The 17,821-nt window shown below is 62.3% G+C and carries 12 protein-coding genes; 3 read left to right on the top strand and 9 right to left on the bottom strand.

The window, feature by feature from the left end:
• Window positions 1-64 precede the first annotated feature (64 nt).
• Window positions 65-1,393: a hypothetical protein gene (locus QEZ49_RS11145; protein WP_280386901.1), complete on the top strand. Its 1,329-nt coding sequence runs from the start codon at window positions 65-67 to the stop codon at window positions 1,391-1,393.
• A 97-nt stretch (window positions 1,394-1,490) separates the two neighbouring features.
• On the opposite strand, the gene QEZ49_RS11140 is transcribed toward QEZ49_RS11145, so the two are convergent.
• Together QEZ49_RS11140 and mgtE are read right to left on the bottom strand one after the other, a co-directional pair.
• Window positions 1,491-1,931 (bottom strand): GNAT family N-acetyltransferase, encoded by a 441-nt coding sequence (locus QEZ49_RS11140; protein WP_280386900.1) that lies wholly within the window; start codon window positions 1,929-1,931, stop codon window positions 1,491-1,493.
• Between the two features lie 10 nt (window positions 1,932-1,941).
• Complete coding sequence (mgtE, locus tag QEZ49_RS11135) at window positions 1,942-3,318, bottom strand: magnesium transporter (RefSeq protein WP_280386898.1); 1,377 nt, start codon at window positions 3,316-3,318, stop codon at window positions 1,942-1,944.
• A gap of 230 nt (window positions 3,319-3,548) precedes the next feature.
• Here mgtE and QEZ49_RS11130 point away from each other — a divergent pair, with 230 nt between their 5' ends.
• Window positions 3,549-4,535, top strand: coding sequence for a polysaccharide deacetylase family protein (locus QEZ49_RS11130; protein ID WP_280386896.1), 987 nt, complete (start codon window positions 3,549-3,551; stop codon window positions 4,533-4,535).
• Window positions 4,536-4,629: 94 nt separating this feature from the next.
• Here QEZ49_RS11130 and QEZ49_RS11125 read toward each other — a convergent pair whose 3' ends face one another.
• Window positions 4,630-5,202, bottom strand: a complete 573-nt coding sequence (locus QEZ49_RS11125) for a hypothetical protein (protein WP_280386894.1) — start codon at window positions 5,200-5,202, stop codon at window positions 4,630-4,632.
• A 5-nt stretch (window positions 5,203-5,207) separates the two neighbouring features.
• Between QEZ49_RS11125 and QEZ49_RS11120 the strand changes: the two genes are divergently transcribed.
• The gene (locus QEZ49_RS11120) at window positions 5,208-5,906 is read left to right on the top strand and encodes a polysaccharide deacetylase family protein (RefSeq protein WP_280386892.1); all 699 of its coding nucleotides are present in this window, start codon (window positions 5,208-5,210) and stop codon (window positions 5,904-5,906) included.
• Window positions 5,907-6,028: 122 nt separating this feature from the next.
• Here QEZ49_RS11120 and QEZ49_RS11115 read toward each other — a convergent pair whose 3' ends face one another.
• From QEZ49_RS11115 to QEZ49_RS11090, 6 genes are all read right to left on the bottom strand, one after another.
• Window positions 6,029-7,600, bottom strand: a complete 1,572-nt coding sequence (locus QEZ49_RS11115) for a bifunctional aminoglycoside phosphotransferase/ATP-binding protein (RefSeq protein WP_280386890.1) — start codon at window positions 7,598-7,600, stop codon at window positions 6,029-6,031.
• A 347-nt stretch (window positions 7,601-7,947) separates the two neighbouring features.
• Window positions 7,948-10,689: a hypothetical protein gene (locus tag QEZ49_RS11110; protein ID WP_280386888.1), complete on the bottom strand. Its 2,742-nt coding sequence runs from the start codon at window positions 10,687-10,689 to the stop codon at window positions 7,948-7,950.
• A 153-nt stretch (window positions 10,690-10,842) separates the two neighbouring features.
• Window positions 10,843-12,255 carry an OmpA family protein gene (locus tag QEZ49_RS11105; protein ID WP_280386886.1) on the bottom strand — a complete coding sequence of 471 codons (1,413 nt, stop codon included), beginning with the start codon at window positions 12,253-12,255 and terminating at the stop codon, window positions 10,843-10,845.
• Between the two features lie 198 nt (window positions 12,256-12,453).
• Window positions 12,454-13,848 (bottom strand): cyclopropane-fatty-acyl-phospholipid synthase family protein, encoded by a 1,395-nt coding sequence (locus QEZ49_RS11100; RefSeq protein WP_280386884.1) that lies wholly within the window; start codon window positions 13,846-13,848, stop codon window positions 12,454-12,456.
• A 671-nt stretch (window positions 13,849-14,519) separates the two neighbouring features.
• Window positions 14,520-15,959 carry a mannose-1-phosphate guanylyltransferase/mannose-6-phosphate isomerase gene (locus QEZ49_RS11095; RefSeq protein ID WP_280386882.1) on the bottom strand — a complete coding sequence of 480 codons (1,440 nt, stop codon included), beginning with the start codon at window positions 15,957-15,959 and terminating at the stop codon, window positions 14,520-14,522.
• A gap of 80 nt (window positions 15,960-16,039) precedes the next feature.
• Window positions 16,040-17,608 carry a hypothetical protein gene (locus tag QEZ49_RS11090; RefSeq protein ID WP_280386881.1) on the bottom strand — a complete coding sequence of 523 codons (1,569 nt, stop codon included), beginning with the start codon at window positions 17,606-17,608 and terminating at the stop codon, window positions 16,040-16,042.
• Window positions 17,609-17,821: the final 213 nt, after the last annotated feature.

Genomic DNA, 17,821 nt, shown 5'->3' with positions numbered 1-17,821 from the left:
TCGGACCATTGAAAGGCCCGAATTTGCTGCCCACTGGGGTGACATATGTTTGGAGGCTTTCGCCATGTCCGCCGCCGACGTCCGTTGGCCCACCGCAGCAGCAGCGCTCATCCTCGCTGCATCCAGTTTTGCCGCCGATGCGCAGACCGCCCGTCGTGATGGCATAGCGGAGTTGCTGCGGCTTGCCGAAACGGGCGCCGACAAATCACCGGCATCCGCACAAGCACCGCCCCAGACACCCGGCAATGCACAGGCCCAGCCCAAGCAGCCCGCCGATCCGCGCGAGGGCGACAAGGCATTTGAGCAGGCGCGCCGCCTCATGCGCGAGATCGACAGCGTACTGCGCGATGCCGCCGACCACCGCGCGCAGGCACAGAAGCTGCCCGGCCGCGACGAGTTCATCCTGACACCGCTGTGGACGGAAACGCGCGAGGACCGCGAGGCGCGCATCCGTGGCCTGCTCGATTCCGCGCTTGGCATCGTCACCGATGTGCCGGTGGTGGAGATGCAGCGCAAGATCGAGACGCTGCGCCTAAACATCCGCGATATCGAAACCCAGATCGCGACGATGAAGGAGAAGCAGCTCACCGCGCCGAAGGATGCCATGCTGCCCGGCCTGCTGACCGATACGGTCGACAGCCTTGAAGGCAACATCCAGGACGCGCACAAGCGCATCGACAAGAACCGCGAAGAGATCGCCAAGGCGAAAACCGAGGTCGCCGTCGCGCTGGCTGAAGCTGGCGTTCAGCTTTCGCCCGACCAGGTGGATCTGCTGCTCGACAGCGTGCTGTCAGGCGATCTGGTGCGGCTCGTTGCAGCCTTCAGCGCAGCCAAGGTGATCGACAGCCAGCTTGGCAAGCTTCTCAACGCCGCCGGCGACAACATGAACGCGGCGCGCAAATACTTCGCCATGCACGCGGCGCTGTTCGCCATGCTGGTGCACGCGCAGTCGTCCGCCATCGAGCGCATCGACACCAACTACATGCCGAAGCTGGATGCCATCCTGAAGGACATCGCAACCGCGCAGGGCAAAACCGCGCGGCTGTTGCAGGCTGAAAACCGCCCCGATCAGCGGCGCGCGCTGGAAGCCAACCGCGAAGCACAGAAGGTGGCGGCGGAAGCAGCCAAGGCCTATCGCCGATATCTGCAGCAGCAGCGTGAGCAGATCGCCTGCGCCCGCACGCGCGCGGTGCATGACCTGCGCATCGCCGACAACACCTACGAAACGGTCGAAGCAAGCTTCCAGCTCAAGAACCTGATGCAAGATAGCGCCGCGTCGTTCGAAGCCATCCAGAAGCTGGAGGCGCCGACCTTCGACCAGATTTTCCGCAATGAAGCGCTGCGGCAGGAATTTGAAAACCTGACCCGCCGTCTCGACGCGCCGTCGAGCTAGAGTGCTTCCGGAAAAGTGGGAACCGGTTTTCCGATAAGAAGCACGAGAAAACAAACGGCTGGAGCCACCGCGCTACACGCACAACAGCAGCAGCAGTTCAGCGCCGATACTGCACAAACGGGCTCAGCGTCGCCAGCTTGTCATAGAGCCGCCGCGCGGTTTCGTTGTTGTGCTGCGTCGCCCAATAGGTGCGCGTGGCACCGCGCTGATCGGCTTCGCGATAGACCGCCTCGATAAGCATCTGGCCGACGCCTTCACCGCGCGCAGCAGGATCGACGAACAGATCCTCCAGATAACAATATTCCGTCGGCGACCAAGTGGAGCGGTGAAACACTGCGTTGACCAACCCCACCGCATTACCGTCAGCACCGACAGCCAGCAGCCCCAGCATGCCGTCCTGTTCGCCCAGCAATCGCTGCCATGTCAGCGCGATCACTTCGTCGGGCACCTCCGCCTCATAAAAACGGATGTAGTCCCGAAACAACCTTTCCCAGCCGTCGCGATCATCCGCGTTCAGGCGCCTGATGGTTATCGCCATGCTCCGATCCTCACAGCAGCCAGAACGTCGCCAACCCAAGGAAGGCGAAGAAGCCGACGACATCGGTGATCGAGGTGACGAACACCGTCGACGCAACGGCAGGGTCAAACCCCAGGCGCTGCAATCCCAGCGGGATCAACATGCCTGCAACGGCGGCCACGAGCAGGTTGATCATGATGGCAATGGCGATCACAACACCCAGCCCCGCGCCACCGAACCAGAGGATCGCCAGCGCCGACAGCAGACAGGCAAACAGCACGCCGTTTATCAACGCCACCGTCACCTCGCGCAGCGCAACGCGCCGCACGTTCATGTCGCTCAGCTCTTTGGTTGCCAGCGCGCGCACCGTCACGGTCATCGTTTGCGTGCCGGCATTGCCGCCCATCGACGCGATGATCGGCATCAGCACCGCCAGCGCCACCATCTGCTCAATCGAACCGCCGAACAGATCGATGATCGAAGCCGAGACCATCGCGAACATCACGTTGACGAGTAGCCACAGAAACCGCGGCGGCGCAATCTCGCGCACGCTGTCGCTCAGCCGCTCGTCGCCGACACCGGCCAGCAGCTTGGCGTCTTCATCCGCTTCCTGCTCGATCACCTCAACGACGTCGTCGACGGTCACAACACCGACAAGCCGTTCGTCGCTGTCGACAACCGGTACCGCCATCAGGCCATAGCGCTCAAACTGGCGCGCCACCTGCTCCTGGTCGGCCGTCGCCAAGATCATATGGCGGTCGGCATCCATGATGGTGCTGATCGGCACGTCCCGCTTGGTGCGCAACAGCCGGGATATGTTCACGCTGCCCAGAAGATGAAAGCCGGGATCGACGACGAAGATTTCCGAGAATGTCTCCGGCAGGTCTTCGGTATCGCGGGCGAAGTCTATCACCTGGCCCACGGTCCAGAACGGCGGCACGGCGACAAAGTCGGCCTGCATAAGTCGGCCGGCGGTTTCACCGGGATAAAGCAGGTTGCGTTCCAGCGCGGCGCGATCGCTCTGCGGCAGCTGGTCGAGAATTTCCTGCCGGTCGTCGGCCTCAAGGCTTTCAAGCAAGTAGGCGGCGTCGTCGCTGTCCAGCTCGGTAACGGCCTTGGCCAGAACGTCGTTCGGCAAAGCCTCGGAAATCTGGTCGCGGACTTTTTCGTCAACTTCGGTCAGCACCTCGAAGTCGAAATCGGCGCCCAGCGCTTCGATCAGCTCGACACGCTGCTCCGGCGCAAGCTCCTCGATGACGTCGGCCAGATCCGGATTTTCCAGCCCCGCGGCAACCTCGCGCACCTTCGCCAGATCGTGGCGTTCAAGCGCCTCCGAGATGGTAGAAATGCATTCGGCGATGGGTGTGTTGCCGCGCTCTGGCGCGACGGTCTCGTCAGCGTTCGTCATGGCAAGGAGGCACCCCGGATGGCGGCAGGTAACGGCCGGTGTCTGCCCGTTTAGAGATGATATGATGCGCGATGCAACGCCTTTAGCACGCTGCGACGATGAATACATCCGTGTGCGCAGATGCAACAGCGCCCTGATGTTGTGCCGTGGAAAAGCAAAAAAGGCGGAAACTCTTTGCCGTTTCGGCCTACTAACAGGCTCATGAAGCTTATCGGCGGAGGGCGCTGCTGATGGCTGGATTTGAACGGGTTGCGGGGATGCGGCTGTTTAAAGCTTTCACCGTTGGCTTGCTTTGCCTTGTTCTGGGGCAGGCTTCGCCATTGCTGGCGCACGGCGCTCTGCAGGTGGAAGCATGCGCCAGCGGCGGCGATGGCATCGGCCTGTCACGCATCGTCGAAGTGGATACCACGGGCGGCCCTTCGTTCGGGCGCACCGTCAGCGGTCACCACGACTTCCTCAACAAGGGCGAGATCGTACTGACGTTCGATGACGGCCCGCTGAAGTCCCACACCCGCACGGTTTTGAAGGCCCTCGCCGAGCACTGCACCAAAGCCACCTTCTTCATGGTCGGGCGTATGGTCGTCGCCGATCCTGCGATGGTGCGAGAGGTTTCCGCCGCCGGTCATACCGTCGGCGCACACACCTGGACGCACGCGCGCCTGCCATCGCTGTCCAAGGAGAAAATGGAAGAGGAAATCGAGCTCAGCTTCAGCGCGCTCTCGCAGGCGCTTGAGGGCGACGTCGCACCGTTTTTCCGCTTCCCTTATCTCAGCTTCAACAAAACCGGCACCGACTACCTGAAGCAGCGCAACGTTGCCAACTTCACCATCGACATCGACTCGCGCGACTTCCGCACCAAGGATGCAGCAACGGTAGAACGCACCGTGCTCGCTCAGCTGGCGGAGCGGGGCAAGGGCATCATCCTGTTTCACGACATTCAGCCCTCAACCGCCAAGGCGCTGTCGAGCCTGCTGACCAAGCTGAAAGAGCGTGGCTTCAAGGTCGTGCACGTGGTGCCGAAGGACGACGTGGAAACGGTGGCGAAATACGACGAGCGCGCCAGCAAGCTGATTGCGCACAAGCTGGCCGCCGCCAACAAGCAGCCGCTGGCCAAGCGCGCGGTTACCTGGCCAAATGCCGATACGCAAGCCGCTATCGAGACCGACGAAAACGGACGCGAGATTCTGCCCTGGGCGCGCAAGGCCACTGATCCCTAGTAGCTAAGCTGATGCCATCTGCGGCGCACGCATCCAGCCGCTGGCGTCCGCGCCGTACATGTCCGTGTCCGCGCCGCGCCACGTCCCCACAAGCTCAACATTCAGCCTGCTCAATGCATACAGCTTGCTGGGTCCAATCCATCCTGTGTTCAGCGTGCCGTGGGAATTGCGCCTCACCCTGGCACGAAGTGCGCGCACAGCCCTGTGATTTATCGCCGACACAATGTAGATGGGATTTCAGGGTTCTGAACCAACCGAGGAAAAGCCTGTGATCTGCCGACTTTCCCTGACCATCGCCATCTGCATCACAGCCGCCTCCCTCGGCGCCGTCAGGGCGAAAGCCGAAGAGGCCTGCGCCTCCCCGAAAGGCGCGCTCGGCGTTGAACGCATCGTCGAAATCGACCCATCCACCGGCCCGCTGTTCGGTGGCCTCACCAAGTACGAGCAGGAGCCGCGCTTCCTGCGTCCGAAGGAAGTCGTGCTGACATTTGACGACGGCCCGCTGCCCAAGTTCACCAACCGCATCCTCGACACGCTCGACAAGTTCTGCACCAAGGCGACATTCTTCTATGTCGGCCGGATGGCGCAGGCCTATCCCAGCATGGTCAAAGAGGTGATGGACCGCGGCCACACCATGGGCACGCACACCGTCGCATCCGATGAACATGCGCGTTGCCGCTGTCCAAGGCCACCGATCAGATCGAGCGCGGGTTTGCCGCCGTTGCGCTCGCCGCCGGACGCCCGATCGCACCGTTCTTCCGCTTCCCCGGCCTGTCCGATTCCGGGCCGATGCTCGCCCATATGCAGGAGCGCGGCATCGCCTCATTCACAGTCGACGTCGTCTCCAACGACAGTTACATCGCCAACCCCCAGCGCCTTGTTGCACGCACCATCCAGCAGGTTGAGGCCCGCAACGGCGGCATCGTCCTGTTCCACGACATCAAGGCCTCAACCGCCGCAGCACTGCCGACCATCCTCACCGAGCTGGAAAAGCGCGGCTACAAGGTCGTGCATCTGCGTTCCAAAACCGAATTCAAGCCGCTGCCCGAATTGACTGCCGAGCTCTCCAAGGCGATCCCGGAACAACCGGCAAGGTCAAAACTGGTGCCGTTCTTCGCCGTCACCAACCTCGACACCAATAGCGAGCCTGAGGTGACGACGATTGAGCCGGATGCAAAAGACCGTGCCCGCACGGGCAAGAGCACGCATCCCGTCGATCGCGCCGTAGCAGCCGACACCGGTTCGACGGACGAGGATGACAGCGATCCGGCACCAAAACCCTCACAGGCGCGCGCCAAAGCTGCAGCCAAAAAACAGAAAGAATTTTCGGTTCCCTCAAGCCTCGGCGAGGCGATCGGCGGACGCTGGTAGGCTGCTACGTGCCATCACGCACCGGCGGCCGGCTCCGCGAAGCGGAGTCGCCGGTGCGAGAAAATACTTGGCCGGATGCACGAAGCGCAGCCGCCAGCGCTAATTTGCAAAGCGTGCGCGCTCTAACCAAGCTTACGCAGCGCGATGCCCTGAGCTGCAAGCGCATTCAGAGCTGCATCAAGACTGCCCGACATGCTGGCTGAAGCATCAACCTCGGTCCATTCCATCGGCCCGATGTCATACTTCAACTGCTCACGCACCACGCGACGATCCGCATCCGAAGCATCGCCGACCCGTTGCTCCACGCGCTGAATGAGCGTGCTTTCCGGCGCCGTCAGCCACAGCCCGGCGAACTGGCAACCAGCCTCCTCGGCAACAGCCGCCGCCATGGCGCGCTCCTCCGGTTTGGCAAACACGGCATCCACGATCACCGCATGGCCAATGCGCAGCCCGCGCCGGGCCCGATCTTCCAGCATGCCGTAAACCCGCTGCGCGGTGGCGACGCGATAATGCTGCCGATCGAGTTTCTGCGTCTCCGGCACCCCGAACAGCCGCTTGCGCTCGACATCGCTGCGCACATGCAGCGCGCCGGGCGCCGACCCGATATGGCTCGCCAGCATGGCTGCCAGTGTCGTCTTGCCGGTTCCCGACAACCCGCCGACGGCAATAAGCAGCGGCGGCGATGGCGTCAGATAGCCCTCGACCAGACGCGCATAGTGATCGACGACGCGCTCCACCTCCGCCCGTTCGCGTTCCACCACCTGGCTGAGCCGCGCCATTGCAACGATGGCACGCACACCAGCGCGGCAGGCGAGGAACAACGGCAGACAGGCCAGCCCCTCGATTTCGCCGCCCAGCGGTTCAAACGCACAGTAAGCGTTGAACACGGCGTTCGCGGCTGCATGATCGGCCCGCGCCTCAAGATCCATCAGCAGAAACGCCAGATCGTAAAGCACATCGATGGTGCCAAGCGCCTCGCTGAACTCCAGCGCGTCGAACGGAATTGGCTGGCCATCGATCAGCACGATGTTGCCCAGATGCAGGTCGCCATGGCAGCGGCGCACGCAGCCCGCGTTGCCGCGTTCGGCAAGTTGTGTGCGCACGGCATCAAACGCACCGCGCAGCCCGCTGGCAATCTGCGGACGCTCCTGCGCCAGCGCCGTAGCGAGTTGCTCCACCACCGCCTGCATTCGACCGGCGCCATCGCACAGCGTCGCAATGGCGCTGTCCTGATGATAGCGCGCCACCATATCGGCCAGCGCCTTTGCCAGCGCATCACCAAGCGGACCCTGCTGCGCCTTGAAGCTCAGCACGGCTTCCTGCGGAAAGCGCCGCATGTGCACCAGCCAGTCGACGATCTCGCCCGCAACCGGCCCATCGCCCGCACCAAGCTGAAGCTGGCCATCACAGCGCACGATCGGACGCAGACCATAATACATGCGCGGCGCATGCGGCCGATTGAGCTCCAGCTCGCGCAGCGCAGCGGCATGACGCGCGGCCAGCGCCGAGAAATCGACAAAGCCGAAGTTCACCCGCTTGCGCAGTTTGTAGGCGTCTTCGCCGGCCAAAAACACGCGCCCGATATGGGTTTCGACAACATCCACCCGGTCAACACCGTAGGTCGCCGGATCGCCCAACAGAGCGCAGACATCGCGCTCTTCTTCATCGGCGAAGGTGAACACTGAATCACCCATCGGTTCACCCCATCGGTATGCGCTGGTTCAGATTATCAATGCGGGTGCAATGATAAATGCGGCTATAACAGCCGCAGCCCGCCCGGACAAACGTCTAGCGCTTGCGCTTGCATCCCGCATCACCGCTATATTCCTGGCTAATATGACAGGCCGGCACGCGCTGGTCTTTGCGCAGGGACAAGGGCAAGCCCACCGCTAACCGATGCACAGCCGGGCAACAGCAGTTGGGCGGCGACACATGAAACGGCACCGCCTTTAAACGGCAGTGCCTATTCCATTGTCAGCATCCGTTACTGAGAGCACCGCACCGCACCGCACCGCAGCCGACCACCACCAGCCATCAGGCTTCAGCTGTCTCCGCGCCGCGAAAATTCCGTCTGTCCGCCCGACGCCAGAATGCGCGCCTGCTCGATCCAATTCTCGCGTTCGATGCGGCCACGGAAATCGAGCAGATTGCTGACGTGCTCAACGTCCTCAACCGACCAGTTGGCGATCTGCTCGAAATAATGAACGCCAAGCTCATGCAGCTTGCGCTCGATCAGCACGCCCACACCGCGAATGCGCTTCAGGTCGTCCGGCTTGCCATCCAGATACAGCGCACGCGATGCATCGCCCAGCAGCAGCTCCGAACGGACCGAACGCATCGCCCCCAGCTCGCTACCGGTGTGATGCGGTTGAGTGTGATGCGTCACCGGTTCAGCACTGTCGTCGGTTGACGATAGCTCACTTACTGCAGGCTCAACCGGCGATGCCACTTCAGCGATCGCAACCCCCGCATCTTCGCCCGCTTCAACAGCAGCGTTCTCCGCCAACGTTTCAGCTTCCGCTGCCGCCCTGGCATATTCCGCCTCGGCGTAGACGGCGATCGGCACTTCCTCATCCGATAGCTGTTCGGCTTCAGCTGCGGCCGATGCCCCACTCACCGCCGCAATGATCTCCTCAACCGCTGCCACTGCTTCAGCGGACGCCGGTTCGGCGATCTGCTCGGCCGCTGGCGCAACGTCGGCGACGGCTTCAGCCACATGCTCCGGTTCCGGTGCGCTTGCAATTTCCGGCCACAGCGAAGCTACCGTTGCCGAGGGAACAACAATCGCAGCGGCGGCAGCAGCGGTCGCAAGGTCGTGGCGGCGCGCATAATAAGTCTCGCCTCCCCGCGCCAGCACGCCGGCCTGCCCGAGCCAGTTTTCGTCGACGATCCGATTGCCCAGACCAAAATGCGCGCTGAGGTCGGCAACATCCGTCGCGTTCAGCGATGCAAGCTGACGGAAATGGCGGATACCCAGCTCGTTCAAAGCCCTGCGCATGCCAACATCGATGCCACGGATGCGCGTCAGGTCATCGCTCGGGCCGCGTGCAGAAAGCTCGCGCGGCAGCGTTCCCGGCGCCACGGGCTGATACCGTGTTTCAGCAGCAGCCGTCACGCTGCCGGTCGACGTCATCGGCACCGTGAACGGAGGCACCGGATCACCGCTGTCGGCGCGGCGCGCGTAATAGGTCTCACCGCCGGTCGCCAGAATATGCGCCTGACGCACCCAGTTCTCGTGTGCAACGCGGCCGCGCTCGATCTCGAGCACCTCTTCGAGTTCTTCGACATCCCCAACCGAAAGCGACGCCAGCTCATGGAACCGCGTGATGCCCAGTTCTTGGATCTGGCTCTGCAATGCACTGTCGATACCGCGGATGCGGGTAAAATCATCCGTAGGTGCTGTCAGAACGGTAACCGAGCTTTCGACGACGGGAGCAGGCGCCTCGTCCTTCGCCACAGCAGCAGCAGCAGCAGCAGCAGCAGCAGCAGCAGCAGCAGCAAGCGTAGCGGCGGCGGCAGCTGCCAGGTCAACATTTTCATCGTCAGCGACGGTGTCCGTCGCCACGCTGGACGCTTCGGACTCTGGCTCCGGATCGATCGATGCCGGCTCTATTATTTCAGGCTCGACAGCTGCGGCGGGCGCCACCACTTCCTGCTCAATGACAACGGCGGGCTCGGCAATCGTCTCTTCCGCAACAACCACAGCAGCGGGCGCAGCAGTCTCAGGCGCCGACCGGCCACCGATCCGCGCCGCAACCGCAGCCACCGCCGCAGCGGAAGCTGCCGCCGTTGCGGCGGCCGATGCGCGATTGCGCTTCAGCATCTGATACGTCGTGCCACCTTCAGCAAGAACACGGGCCTGCCCGCGCCAGTTCTCGCTACCAACGCGATCGCCCAAATCCAGCCGCTCGCTGATCGTCTGCACATCGGTGTCGTTCAGCGCCGCGACATGCTCATACCGCACTACACCGAGGCGGTTGAGTTCGCCCTCGATGCCGGTATCAACTGCGTAGATGCGCGTAAGATCCTGATGCGGATCGGTACCCACAATGCGCGGCAGCGAGCCAAGCTCGATCGGCTTGATCGCAACAGGCTGGGAAGTGGTCGCAACCGGAACGGTGAATGCGGGCACAGGAACGCCGCTGTCGGCGCGCAGCGCGTAGTAGGTCGATCCGCCAGCAGCCAGCACCTGGGCGGAACGCAGCCAGTTGTCAGCGGCAGCACGCCCGCGCGCAACGCCGAGCCCGTCTTCAACCGCCTTCACTTCATCATCGCTCAACGCAGCAAATGCCGCAAAGCTCTTGATCCCGCGATCATGCAGTTGCTTCTGCATGACCTGATCGATGCCGCGAATGCGCGTCAGGTCATCGCCACGTGCGGCCGTCACCGGCACGATGGTGGCAGCAGCAGCGGATGCCACGCCGCCGGCTGCAATCACACTCGCAACGGCTGCTCCGACGCCACCCTCGCCATGCTTCGGAATGGGAATGAAGTTGGGGCCCAGTACTGGCAGTGCGGTGTGTGGGATGAAATCGCGGCGGGCGCCAGAAGCGATCTGGCCACTGATGGCCCGATTGAAGCGATCGTCCACCTCACCGCGGGGCGTCACCTCAATGCGCGGCTCTCCGGGGGCGGCGGCGTATGCCGTGCCGGCAGCGGCGACGGCGGCAGCCTTGCTGGCGCGGCTATAATAGAAGTGGCGTTTCAGCCCGCAGGCCAGCACGGCACCGAAAAAGAAGGCCGCGGCCAAAAGCAGACACGCCTGCCAAGCCAACTCCGACATAACTTCCCACTCCCCCACAAACAGACCAGCCGCATCCCGGTGCGGTTAGCCATCCACCCGCGCACACAAAATCCACGAAACAACGAAACCGATCAGAAACGCACCGGCGATGTACCAGCCGAGATTGACGATGAGATAGTCCATCGATCTCCCCTATCCCCTCGCGTCCGGACCCGTCCTGCGCACCATGACGATCACCTCGACACGGCGGTTTTTGGCCCGGTTGGTGCCCGTGGTGTTCGGCGCGACGGGTTGCGTATCGCCAAAGCCAACGGCGGTTAGCCTCTCGGCGTCAATACCCCTATCGACCATATACGCTACAACGGCCCGTGCACGGCGTTTTGACAGTGCCAGATTGCTGCGCGGTCTGCCCGTTGAATCGGCGTGTCCAGAAATTCGCAACGACGCGTAGGGGCATCCAAGCAACGCATCAACCAGTTGATCGAGTATCGATTTTTCAATCCGATCAAGCCGCGCAACACCATGGGCGAAATGCACTTCCACCCGTTCAGCCGCTTCCAGCACCCCCAGAATACAACCCGCATTCGGATCGCTGTTGCTTTGCGGTAACGCAGCGGTGTCAAAGCGCGGAGCGGTCGGTTCCGCAGCCGGGCGCTCGACCTTGCGGACGGGTTTGGGCTTCGGTTCGGGCCTCGGCGCAACCACGACCAGCGGTTCGGGCTCCGGCTCCGGCTCCAGAGCGGCAATCTCCGGTTCCGGCACCGGCATCTGCGCCTCGGATTCCGGCTCCGGCTCATCGGCATCCCATGCCGCCACCGGCTCGCCCGGCTCCAGCACCGGCACTGCCGGACCAAACGGCCATGCCTCCGCCTCCGGCATCCGCGCCGTCAGACGCATCACCGGCACCGGCGGCCCTTTCAGCTCCGGCGCGGGCGGCTCGGCCTCCGCCTCCTCAGCTCCGGTCTTGATGTCGTAGACCGCCACCGTGCGGGCCCGCACGCTACGCGGCGCTTTGCGGTCAGCCAGCAATTCCGGAATCTCCGCAACGGGACCAACATCGCCATCGGGATAACCGGCCCAGGCCGCAACCGCCTGCCAGGCTGAACGCGCGGGCGCCTGTTCGCGCACCGTCTCGATCGGAAAACCGCTGAACGCCGTCACGGTCATGGAACCGGCAACACCCGCCGCAACCGTCTCCGACGGACCATCCGAGCCGAGCGCCGCCACCGGATACTCATCCGCCAGCAACGACGGACCGTCGTCGGGTTCTTTCGGCACCGGCAGCGCGTCATCGCCCACGAACGCCGGGATGCGGCCCGTCTCCGGCAGCCGCGCACGCACGTTAACCATGCGCACGCCCCACAAGTCGCGCACCATGTTGGCGGCCGTATCGACCTGATGCTGATTATCGGCAAAGCCAACGAGCAAACCATCGCGGCCGGAAAATGCAACGGAAGCCCAGCCATGGCCGGAGCGCGCAAGTGCTGCTGCGCTGCGCTGTTCGAGCTCGGCTTCGATGGCATCTGTCTCGACATGGATGGCGAGCCAGCTCAACATCGCAACCGGAATGAGCCCCCACAGCCACCGTGCCGGATGGCATCTCATACGAACTCGTGCGCCTCCGCATTGAGCGCTGTTACGCTACTGTTGCCGAGACCCCGTCCCCTGGATCCCCCCGCCCGCGGCCGGGCGCCTGATACACTTCAGCCACGGGTGTGCCCGTGCCTGCGCAACTATAGTCAAATGCTGTTGGCTTTCCAAGCGGATGCCCGGCCACACACGCTGGCCAAAAGTCAAAAATGGCTAATTCTGCTGCTGCTTGCGGATAGGCGTTGGCTCGGGGACCGCAGCACCGTGGCCAGAAACAGTACCGTTCACGGCGCCGCTCTCGCGTTGCTCCGCCCGGACAACGTCGGGCCGAATACGCTCAACGCCGTCATTGCCGCTGCGCACCGCCTCTGCCCGCGCCAGCTCAGCCTCGCGCATCCGCAGGTCTTCATATCGCTCAGCGATATAATTTCGCGTCAGCGGCACCGCATCGACGCGACGCACACACTGGAGCTGGAATACGGCCACGTTCTGGAAGCGGAATGCCGCCTCACGGGCCGCTAGATAATATTCCCACATCAGGCAGAAGCGCTCGTCGTACAACGCCTTTGCTTCATCGCGGCGCGCCAGGAAACGCTTGCGCCAATCCAGCAGCGTTTCAGCATAATGCATGCGCAGGCATTCAACATCCGTCACCATCAAGCCCGCGCGCTCGATCGCCGGCACAATTTCAGACAGCGCCGGCAGCTGCCCGCCGGGGAAGATGTACTTGTCCAGCCACGGGTTCGGATACCACGGCCCATCCATATGGCCGATGGTATGCAGCACCATCACGCCGTCGGGCTTCAGCACCTGACGGCATTTGTTGAAGTAGGCCGGATAATACTGCGGCCCCACATGTTCGAACATGCCAACCGACACGATCCGGTCGAAGCTACCTTCAAGCTCGCGATAATCCTGCAGCACAAAGCGCACGCTGTCAGCAACACCGGCAGCTTCCGCCCGCGCGCGCGCCACTTCGAGTTGCTCGGTTGAAAGCGTAACGCCATACACCTGTCGAGCGCCCGCAACGCGCTTCATGTAAAGGCCCAGCCCACCCCAGCCGCAGCCGATATCCAGCACCCTGCTCTCGGGCTCGACCAGAAGCTTGGCCGCCACCAGCCGCTTTTTCGATGCCTGCGCTTCCTCCAGCGTGCATCCCGGGCGCTCGTAATAGGCGCAGCTATATTGCTTGTCTGGATCGAGAAACAGATCATACAGACGATGATCGAGATCGTAATGGTGGGCGACATTACGTCGGGAGCGCCAGCGGCTGTTCGCACTCACGGCGCGTCGCGTCACCATCCGCAGCTTGCCGAGCATCCGCGCCGCCAGCGAGCGATCTTCGACCGCCGCATCGCGCATCACCAGTTCGAGAAAATCGTAGATCGTGCCGCGCTCGACAACAAAGCGGCCATCCATGAACATTTCGCCGAGGCGCAATTCTGGATTTAGCGCTACAGCGCGCTCAGCACCGCGATCCATGAAGCGCACCCGCACTTCTTCGCCTGTGCCGTCACCCAGTGTGTATTCCTTGCCGCTGGCGCTCACCACCACCAACGAGCCGCGCTTCACCAGACGGGCAAGTACTGTCGTAAGTATCTTTTCCATATGTACGACCACCGGCAATGTGCGAAAGGCCAACGACGTACGTCACACGTGCGTCAGCTCCAAAATTGCGAGCGTACGCGTATTGTCTTATGAGAGACTAAATCGTCACGCCGCTATCGCCAACACATTCGCGCAGAAAATTCCGCACAATGTTTGTGCATATTGCGCATAACGAACCTGCCCGACGACTATTCAGACGAACATCAGAGCCAGTTGATCAGCGACGCACCTTGCCCCGTTGCGAGCGATAAACAGGCCGCTCGCCAGCAGCTTGCGCTTCACAAAAGCGGCTTCTGGTGCCGCTCAGGCAGCCATACCGATTCAACAACTCTGCATCCCGCGCATTCGTCGGCCCACCCGCTCTGGCGTTTGCGCGCGCGGCTTCAACTTCCCAATAGGAGTCGGCTAAAACAACGGACGGCGCCAACATGCAAGCGCCCACTCCCGCCGCAACAATCAATCGGACAAAACCCATCACGCGTACTCCACTACAAGATCACACCCGGGCACCCCGGCCATCTAAGTCCTCTAGATGTTTATCCGGTCTGAAAAATGCAATCGGGCTGCGATGCAATTATCGCCAGCAAGCAGTGAGCTAAAATAAGCTTCCGGCAATGCTCTAGAGTGCGCCGGTCACATCAATCATCCGCGCCACCTCAGCGCGACAGCGCTTATCCCTTCGCGCCCTGCCCGCGCGCGTAAACGTCCTCGTAGCGGGTGATGTCGTCCTCGCCGAGATAACTGCCGGTCTGCACCTCTATCAGCACCATCGCCACCTTGCCGGGGTTCTCCATGCGGTGGATGGAACCGAGCGGCACATAGACGGACTGGTTCTCTGTTACCAGCTTTGTCTCGCCATCGATTGTGACCTTCGCGGTCCCTTCGACAACAATCCAATGCTCCGAGCGGTGATGGTGCGACTGCAATGACAGCGCCGCGCCAGGATGAACCACGATGCGCTTCACCTGAAAGCGTGGCCCGATGGCCAAACTCTCGAACCAGCCCCACGGCCGATGATCGATGGGGAATGTCGTAGCCTGATGCCGGTCGGCCAACTGCAATGCGGTCACCGCTTCTTTCACGCGCTGACTTTCCGATTTCGGCGCCACAAGCACTGCATCAGCTGTAGCAATGGCAACGATGTCTTTCAGTCCGATGCCGACAAGCTCGATCCGTTCCGATTCCGAGCGTAACAACGAACCCTCGCAGTCGATCGCCGTTGCGTGCTCCGAGCACACATTGCCTGCGCCATCGGGCCCGGTCTCCTGCCACACAGCTTCCCAGCCGCCAAGGTCAGACCATCCGGCGCGATACGGCATCACCGCAAGGTTCGAAGCCTTTTCCATGATCGCATAATCGATCGAGTTGGACGGCACACGCGCCCAGGGTTCGGGAGCAAACCGCGTGAAGCCAAGATCCGTGGTCGCTTCCGCAACGGATGCTTCAACCGGCGCCAGAATGTCCGGCGCATGGGCGCGAAATGCATCGATCAGCGTGCGCGCGGTGAAAAGAAAAATGCCCGCGTTCCAGAGAAAGTTTCCGGCGGCGACCATCGCGGCTGCGCGGTCGGCATCAGGCTTTTCTACGAACCGCGCCAACCGCTGCGGATCATCGGCATCGATGCGCCCATCCGCCGCCAGTTCAAGATAGCCATAGCCGGTTTCAGGCCGCGTCGGCACAATGCCAAACGTCACCAGATCGCCAGCGCGCGCACGCGGCACAGCAGCGGCTACAGCAGCGCGGAAAGCCTGCGCGTCGGGAACAACGTGATCGGATGGCGCCACTAGCATCAACGCGTCCGCGTTGCTCTGCGCCAGAACGAGCGCGGCGGCAAGAACCGCAGGCGCAGTGTTGCGGCCATCCGGCTCGATCAGGATCGCCTGCGGAGCAATCTCGACCGCCGCCAGTTGCTCCGTCACGATGAAGCGGAAATCATTGCCCGTCACCACGACAGGCGCAGCATAACCGTGGCCACACAGCCGCCGCGCCGCCTGCTGAAACAGACTTTCATCACCGATCAGGCGCGAGAACTGTTTCGGATAGCTTTGACGCGACAACGGCCACAGCCGGGTGCCGGAGCCGCCGCATAGAAGTACTGGATGAATATGCATGATCAACGATTTTCGCGTGGTTGGAGAGTTGTGGCTTACCAGCAATTCGTCTCGCCGAACCACATCAATTGCCAATACCGTTAGCCGGGTATGAGCGGCTGCGGTTCCGCGTGGCTACCGGCAATTTTTACTTCACCATGGATGATCGCAGCATACGCCCGCTGCACGGCTGTGAAGTCCGGGTCCATCGCAAATTTCGCCGAGGGCTTGAAGCCATCGGACTGGCATAGCGCAAACGCGATCAGCTTCACGACGCTGTCCTGGTCAAAATACGACGTGTGGATCAGCTCCTGCCAGGTCAGATAATCCGCCACCACATCGGACGTCGCCTCCGCTGTTTCAGCGCAGGTGAGGCTGTCGATAATGTTGCGGAACTTTGGCACAGCGTTGCCGATGGCACGATCGCTCGCCTGCTCCAGCGGAGCGGCGATGTCAGGCGTCAGCGGAGGAAAGCCGCGCGACAGCCAGATCGGCCACTCGCGTGCATCAATGGCAAAATCCTCGCGCGCATCGCTGCCGTAGGTGGCGGCCTTGAGCTGCGAAAGCGTTACCGGGTTCAGCATCAGGCTCAGGCCGTGACTGATGGCGCGCGCAATGGCGTGGAACACCAGCGTCAGCAGATAAACAGCGCCGATCAGCACCGCGATGCCAAACACCACCAGCCCGATCTGCACCGGTAGCGGCGTCCCGTCGAACTGCACATCAGGCAGGATCAGATTGGCGGGAATGACCAGCAGGCCAAGAAACAGCACTGCAGCATTCTCGAAAATATTGGTGCCATTGGAAGGATAAAGCTGCTCCGCCGCCAGCGCGTCGATACTGCTGAACACACGCGCGGCAATGGCATTCATCACCGTCTGCGAATTCAGCGCCAGCAGACACAGCAGCGGCACGAAACCAACCGCCAGCAGATTAAGTGATGATACCGCAAAGTGGCGCGGAAAGATCGTCAGATCCAGGCGCTTCACCGCCTTCAGACATTGCACCGCCTCGTCTTTCGCGTGCCACAGCGAAAACCAGCGATCGGCAAAATGCTTGTCGGCAAAGCCCAGCAGCCTGCGATTGAACCGCAGTGAGCGCTTCGATTCCCGATACCGCAGCACCGCATAGAAAACCGCAATCGGCGTCAGAAACACTAAAACCAGCATCACCCACGCCTCGGGCGCGGAATCAACTGAACCGCCCATAGCAATCATGATGCCCAACACGAGAAACATCAGCAGCGTGAGATAGACCGCCTTGCCCAGAACGCTCAGCCGCGAGAATAAAAACCGCTGCCGACGCGTTTCAATGAACGGCGTGCCAACGGTGATCCAGCGCTGCATGTGTTGCATCGACTGCTTCATGCGCGACGCATTCAGCAGCGCCGCGCTCAGCACCGAACCGCCATGGCTGTGGCCGATAACGGCGAATGGTTCGCCCTGCTCATCAAGCTCGTGCAGCCTCGCCGCCAGTCGCGCCCCGGCCGCGTTGCGCGCCATCTCGCTGTTGAGGCCATCCCAGATGAACGGCTCAACCTGAACCTTGCCGTTGCTGCCTTCGACCAGTTCGGCAATGCGCGTGCTGAAGCGGCTTCCCCGTTGCCACCACTTCTGCCCCTCAACCGGTCCACTCGAAAATGTGCCATGGACCGTGACGATCGTAGCCATGCTGCCCCTATTTCCAACGCCCAATACGGGCGCCGCCGCACCGCCAACGGACACAGCAAATCCCCCGCCAACCGATGCGCGAACCCTACAACGGGTTGCACCCATTCAGCGCATAAGGCTGCGGCCATGGTTATCGTTGAAAAAGGCAGGCCGAAGACGGCTTGGATGGCCATCGGAGCGGCGCCGGTGGTGGCTCGCCCACCCGGCATCCGC

Source organism: Hyphomicrobium sp. D-2 (assembly GCF_029872155.1).
Classification (GTDB): Bacteria; Pseudomonadota; Alphaproteobacteria; order Rhizobiales; family Hyphomicrobiaceae; genus Hyphomicrobium_A.
This window is presented reverse-complemented; position numbering and strand designations above follow the sequence as displayed.

What these genes read in the sequence shown, in the direction of transcription:
- QEZ49_RS11100 (WP_280386884.1), bottom strand. Translation starts at nt 13,848, where the DNA reads ATGGAAAAGATACTTACGACAGTACTTGCCCGTCTGGTGAAGCGCGGC.
- QEZ49_RS11095 (WP_280386882.1), bottom strand. Translation starts at nt 15,959, where the DNA reads ATGCATATTCATCCAGTACTTCTATGCGGCGGCTCCGGCACCCGGCTG.
- QEZ49_RS11090 (WP_280386881.1), bottom strand. Translation starts at nt 17,608, where the DNA reads ATGGCTACGATCGTCACGGTCCATGGCACATTTTCGAGTGGACCGGTT.
- QEZ49_RS11125 (WP_280386894.1), bottom strand. Translation starts at nt 5,202, where the DNA reads ATGTTCATCGGATGCGACGGTGTGCGTGCCCATGGTGTGGCCGCGGTC.
- QEZ49_RS11130 (WP_280386896.1), top strand. Translation starts at nt 3,549, where the DNA reads ATGGCTGGATTTGAACGGGTTGCGGGGATGCGGCTGTTTAAAGCTTTC.
- QEZ49_RS11110 (WP_280386888.1), bottom strand. Translation starts at nt 10,689, where the DNA reads ATGTCGGAGTTGGCTTGGCAGGCGTGTCTGCTTTTGGCCGCGGCCTTC.
- mgtE (WP_280386898.1), bottom strand. Translation starts at nt 3,318, where the DNA reads ATGACGAACGCTGACGAGACCGTCGCGCCAGAGCGCGGCAACACACCC.
- QEZ49_RS11145 (WP_280386901.1), top strand. Translation starts at nt 65, where the DNA reads ATGTCCGCCGCCGACGTCCGTTGGCCCACCGCAGCAGCAGCGCTCATC.
- QEZ49_RS11140 (WP_280386900.1), bottom strand. Translation starts at nt 1,931, where the DNA reads ATGGCGATAACCATCAGGCGCCTGAACGCGGATGATCGCGACGGCTGG.
- QEZ49_RS11105 (WP_280386886.1), bottom strand. Translation starts at nt 12,255, where the DNA reads ATGAGATGCCATCCGGCACGGTGGCTGTGGGGGCTCATTCCGGTTGCG.
- QEZ49_RS11115 (WP_280386890.1), bottom strand. Translation starts at nt 7,600, where the DNA reads ATGGGTGATTCAGTGTTCACCTTCGCCGATGAAGAAGAGCGCGATGTC.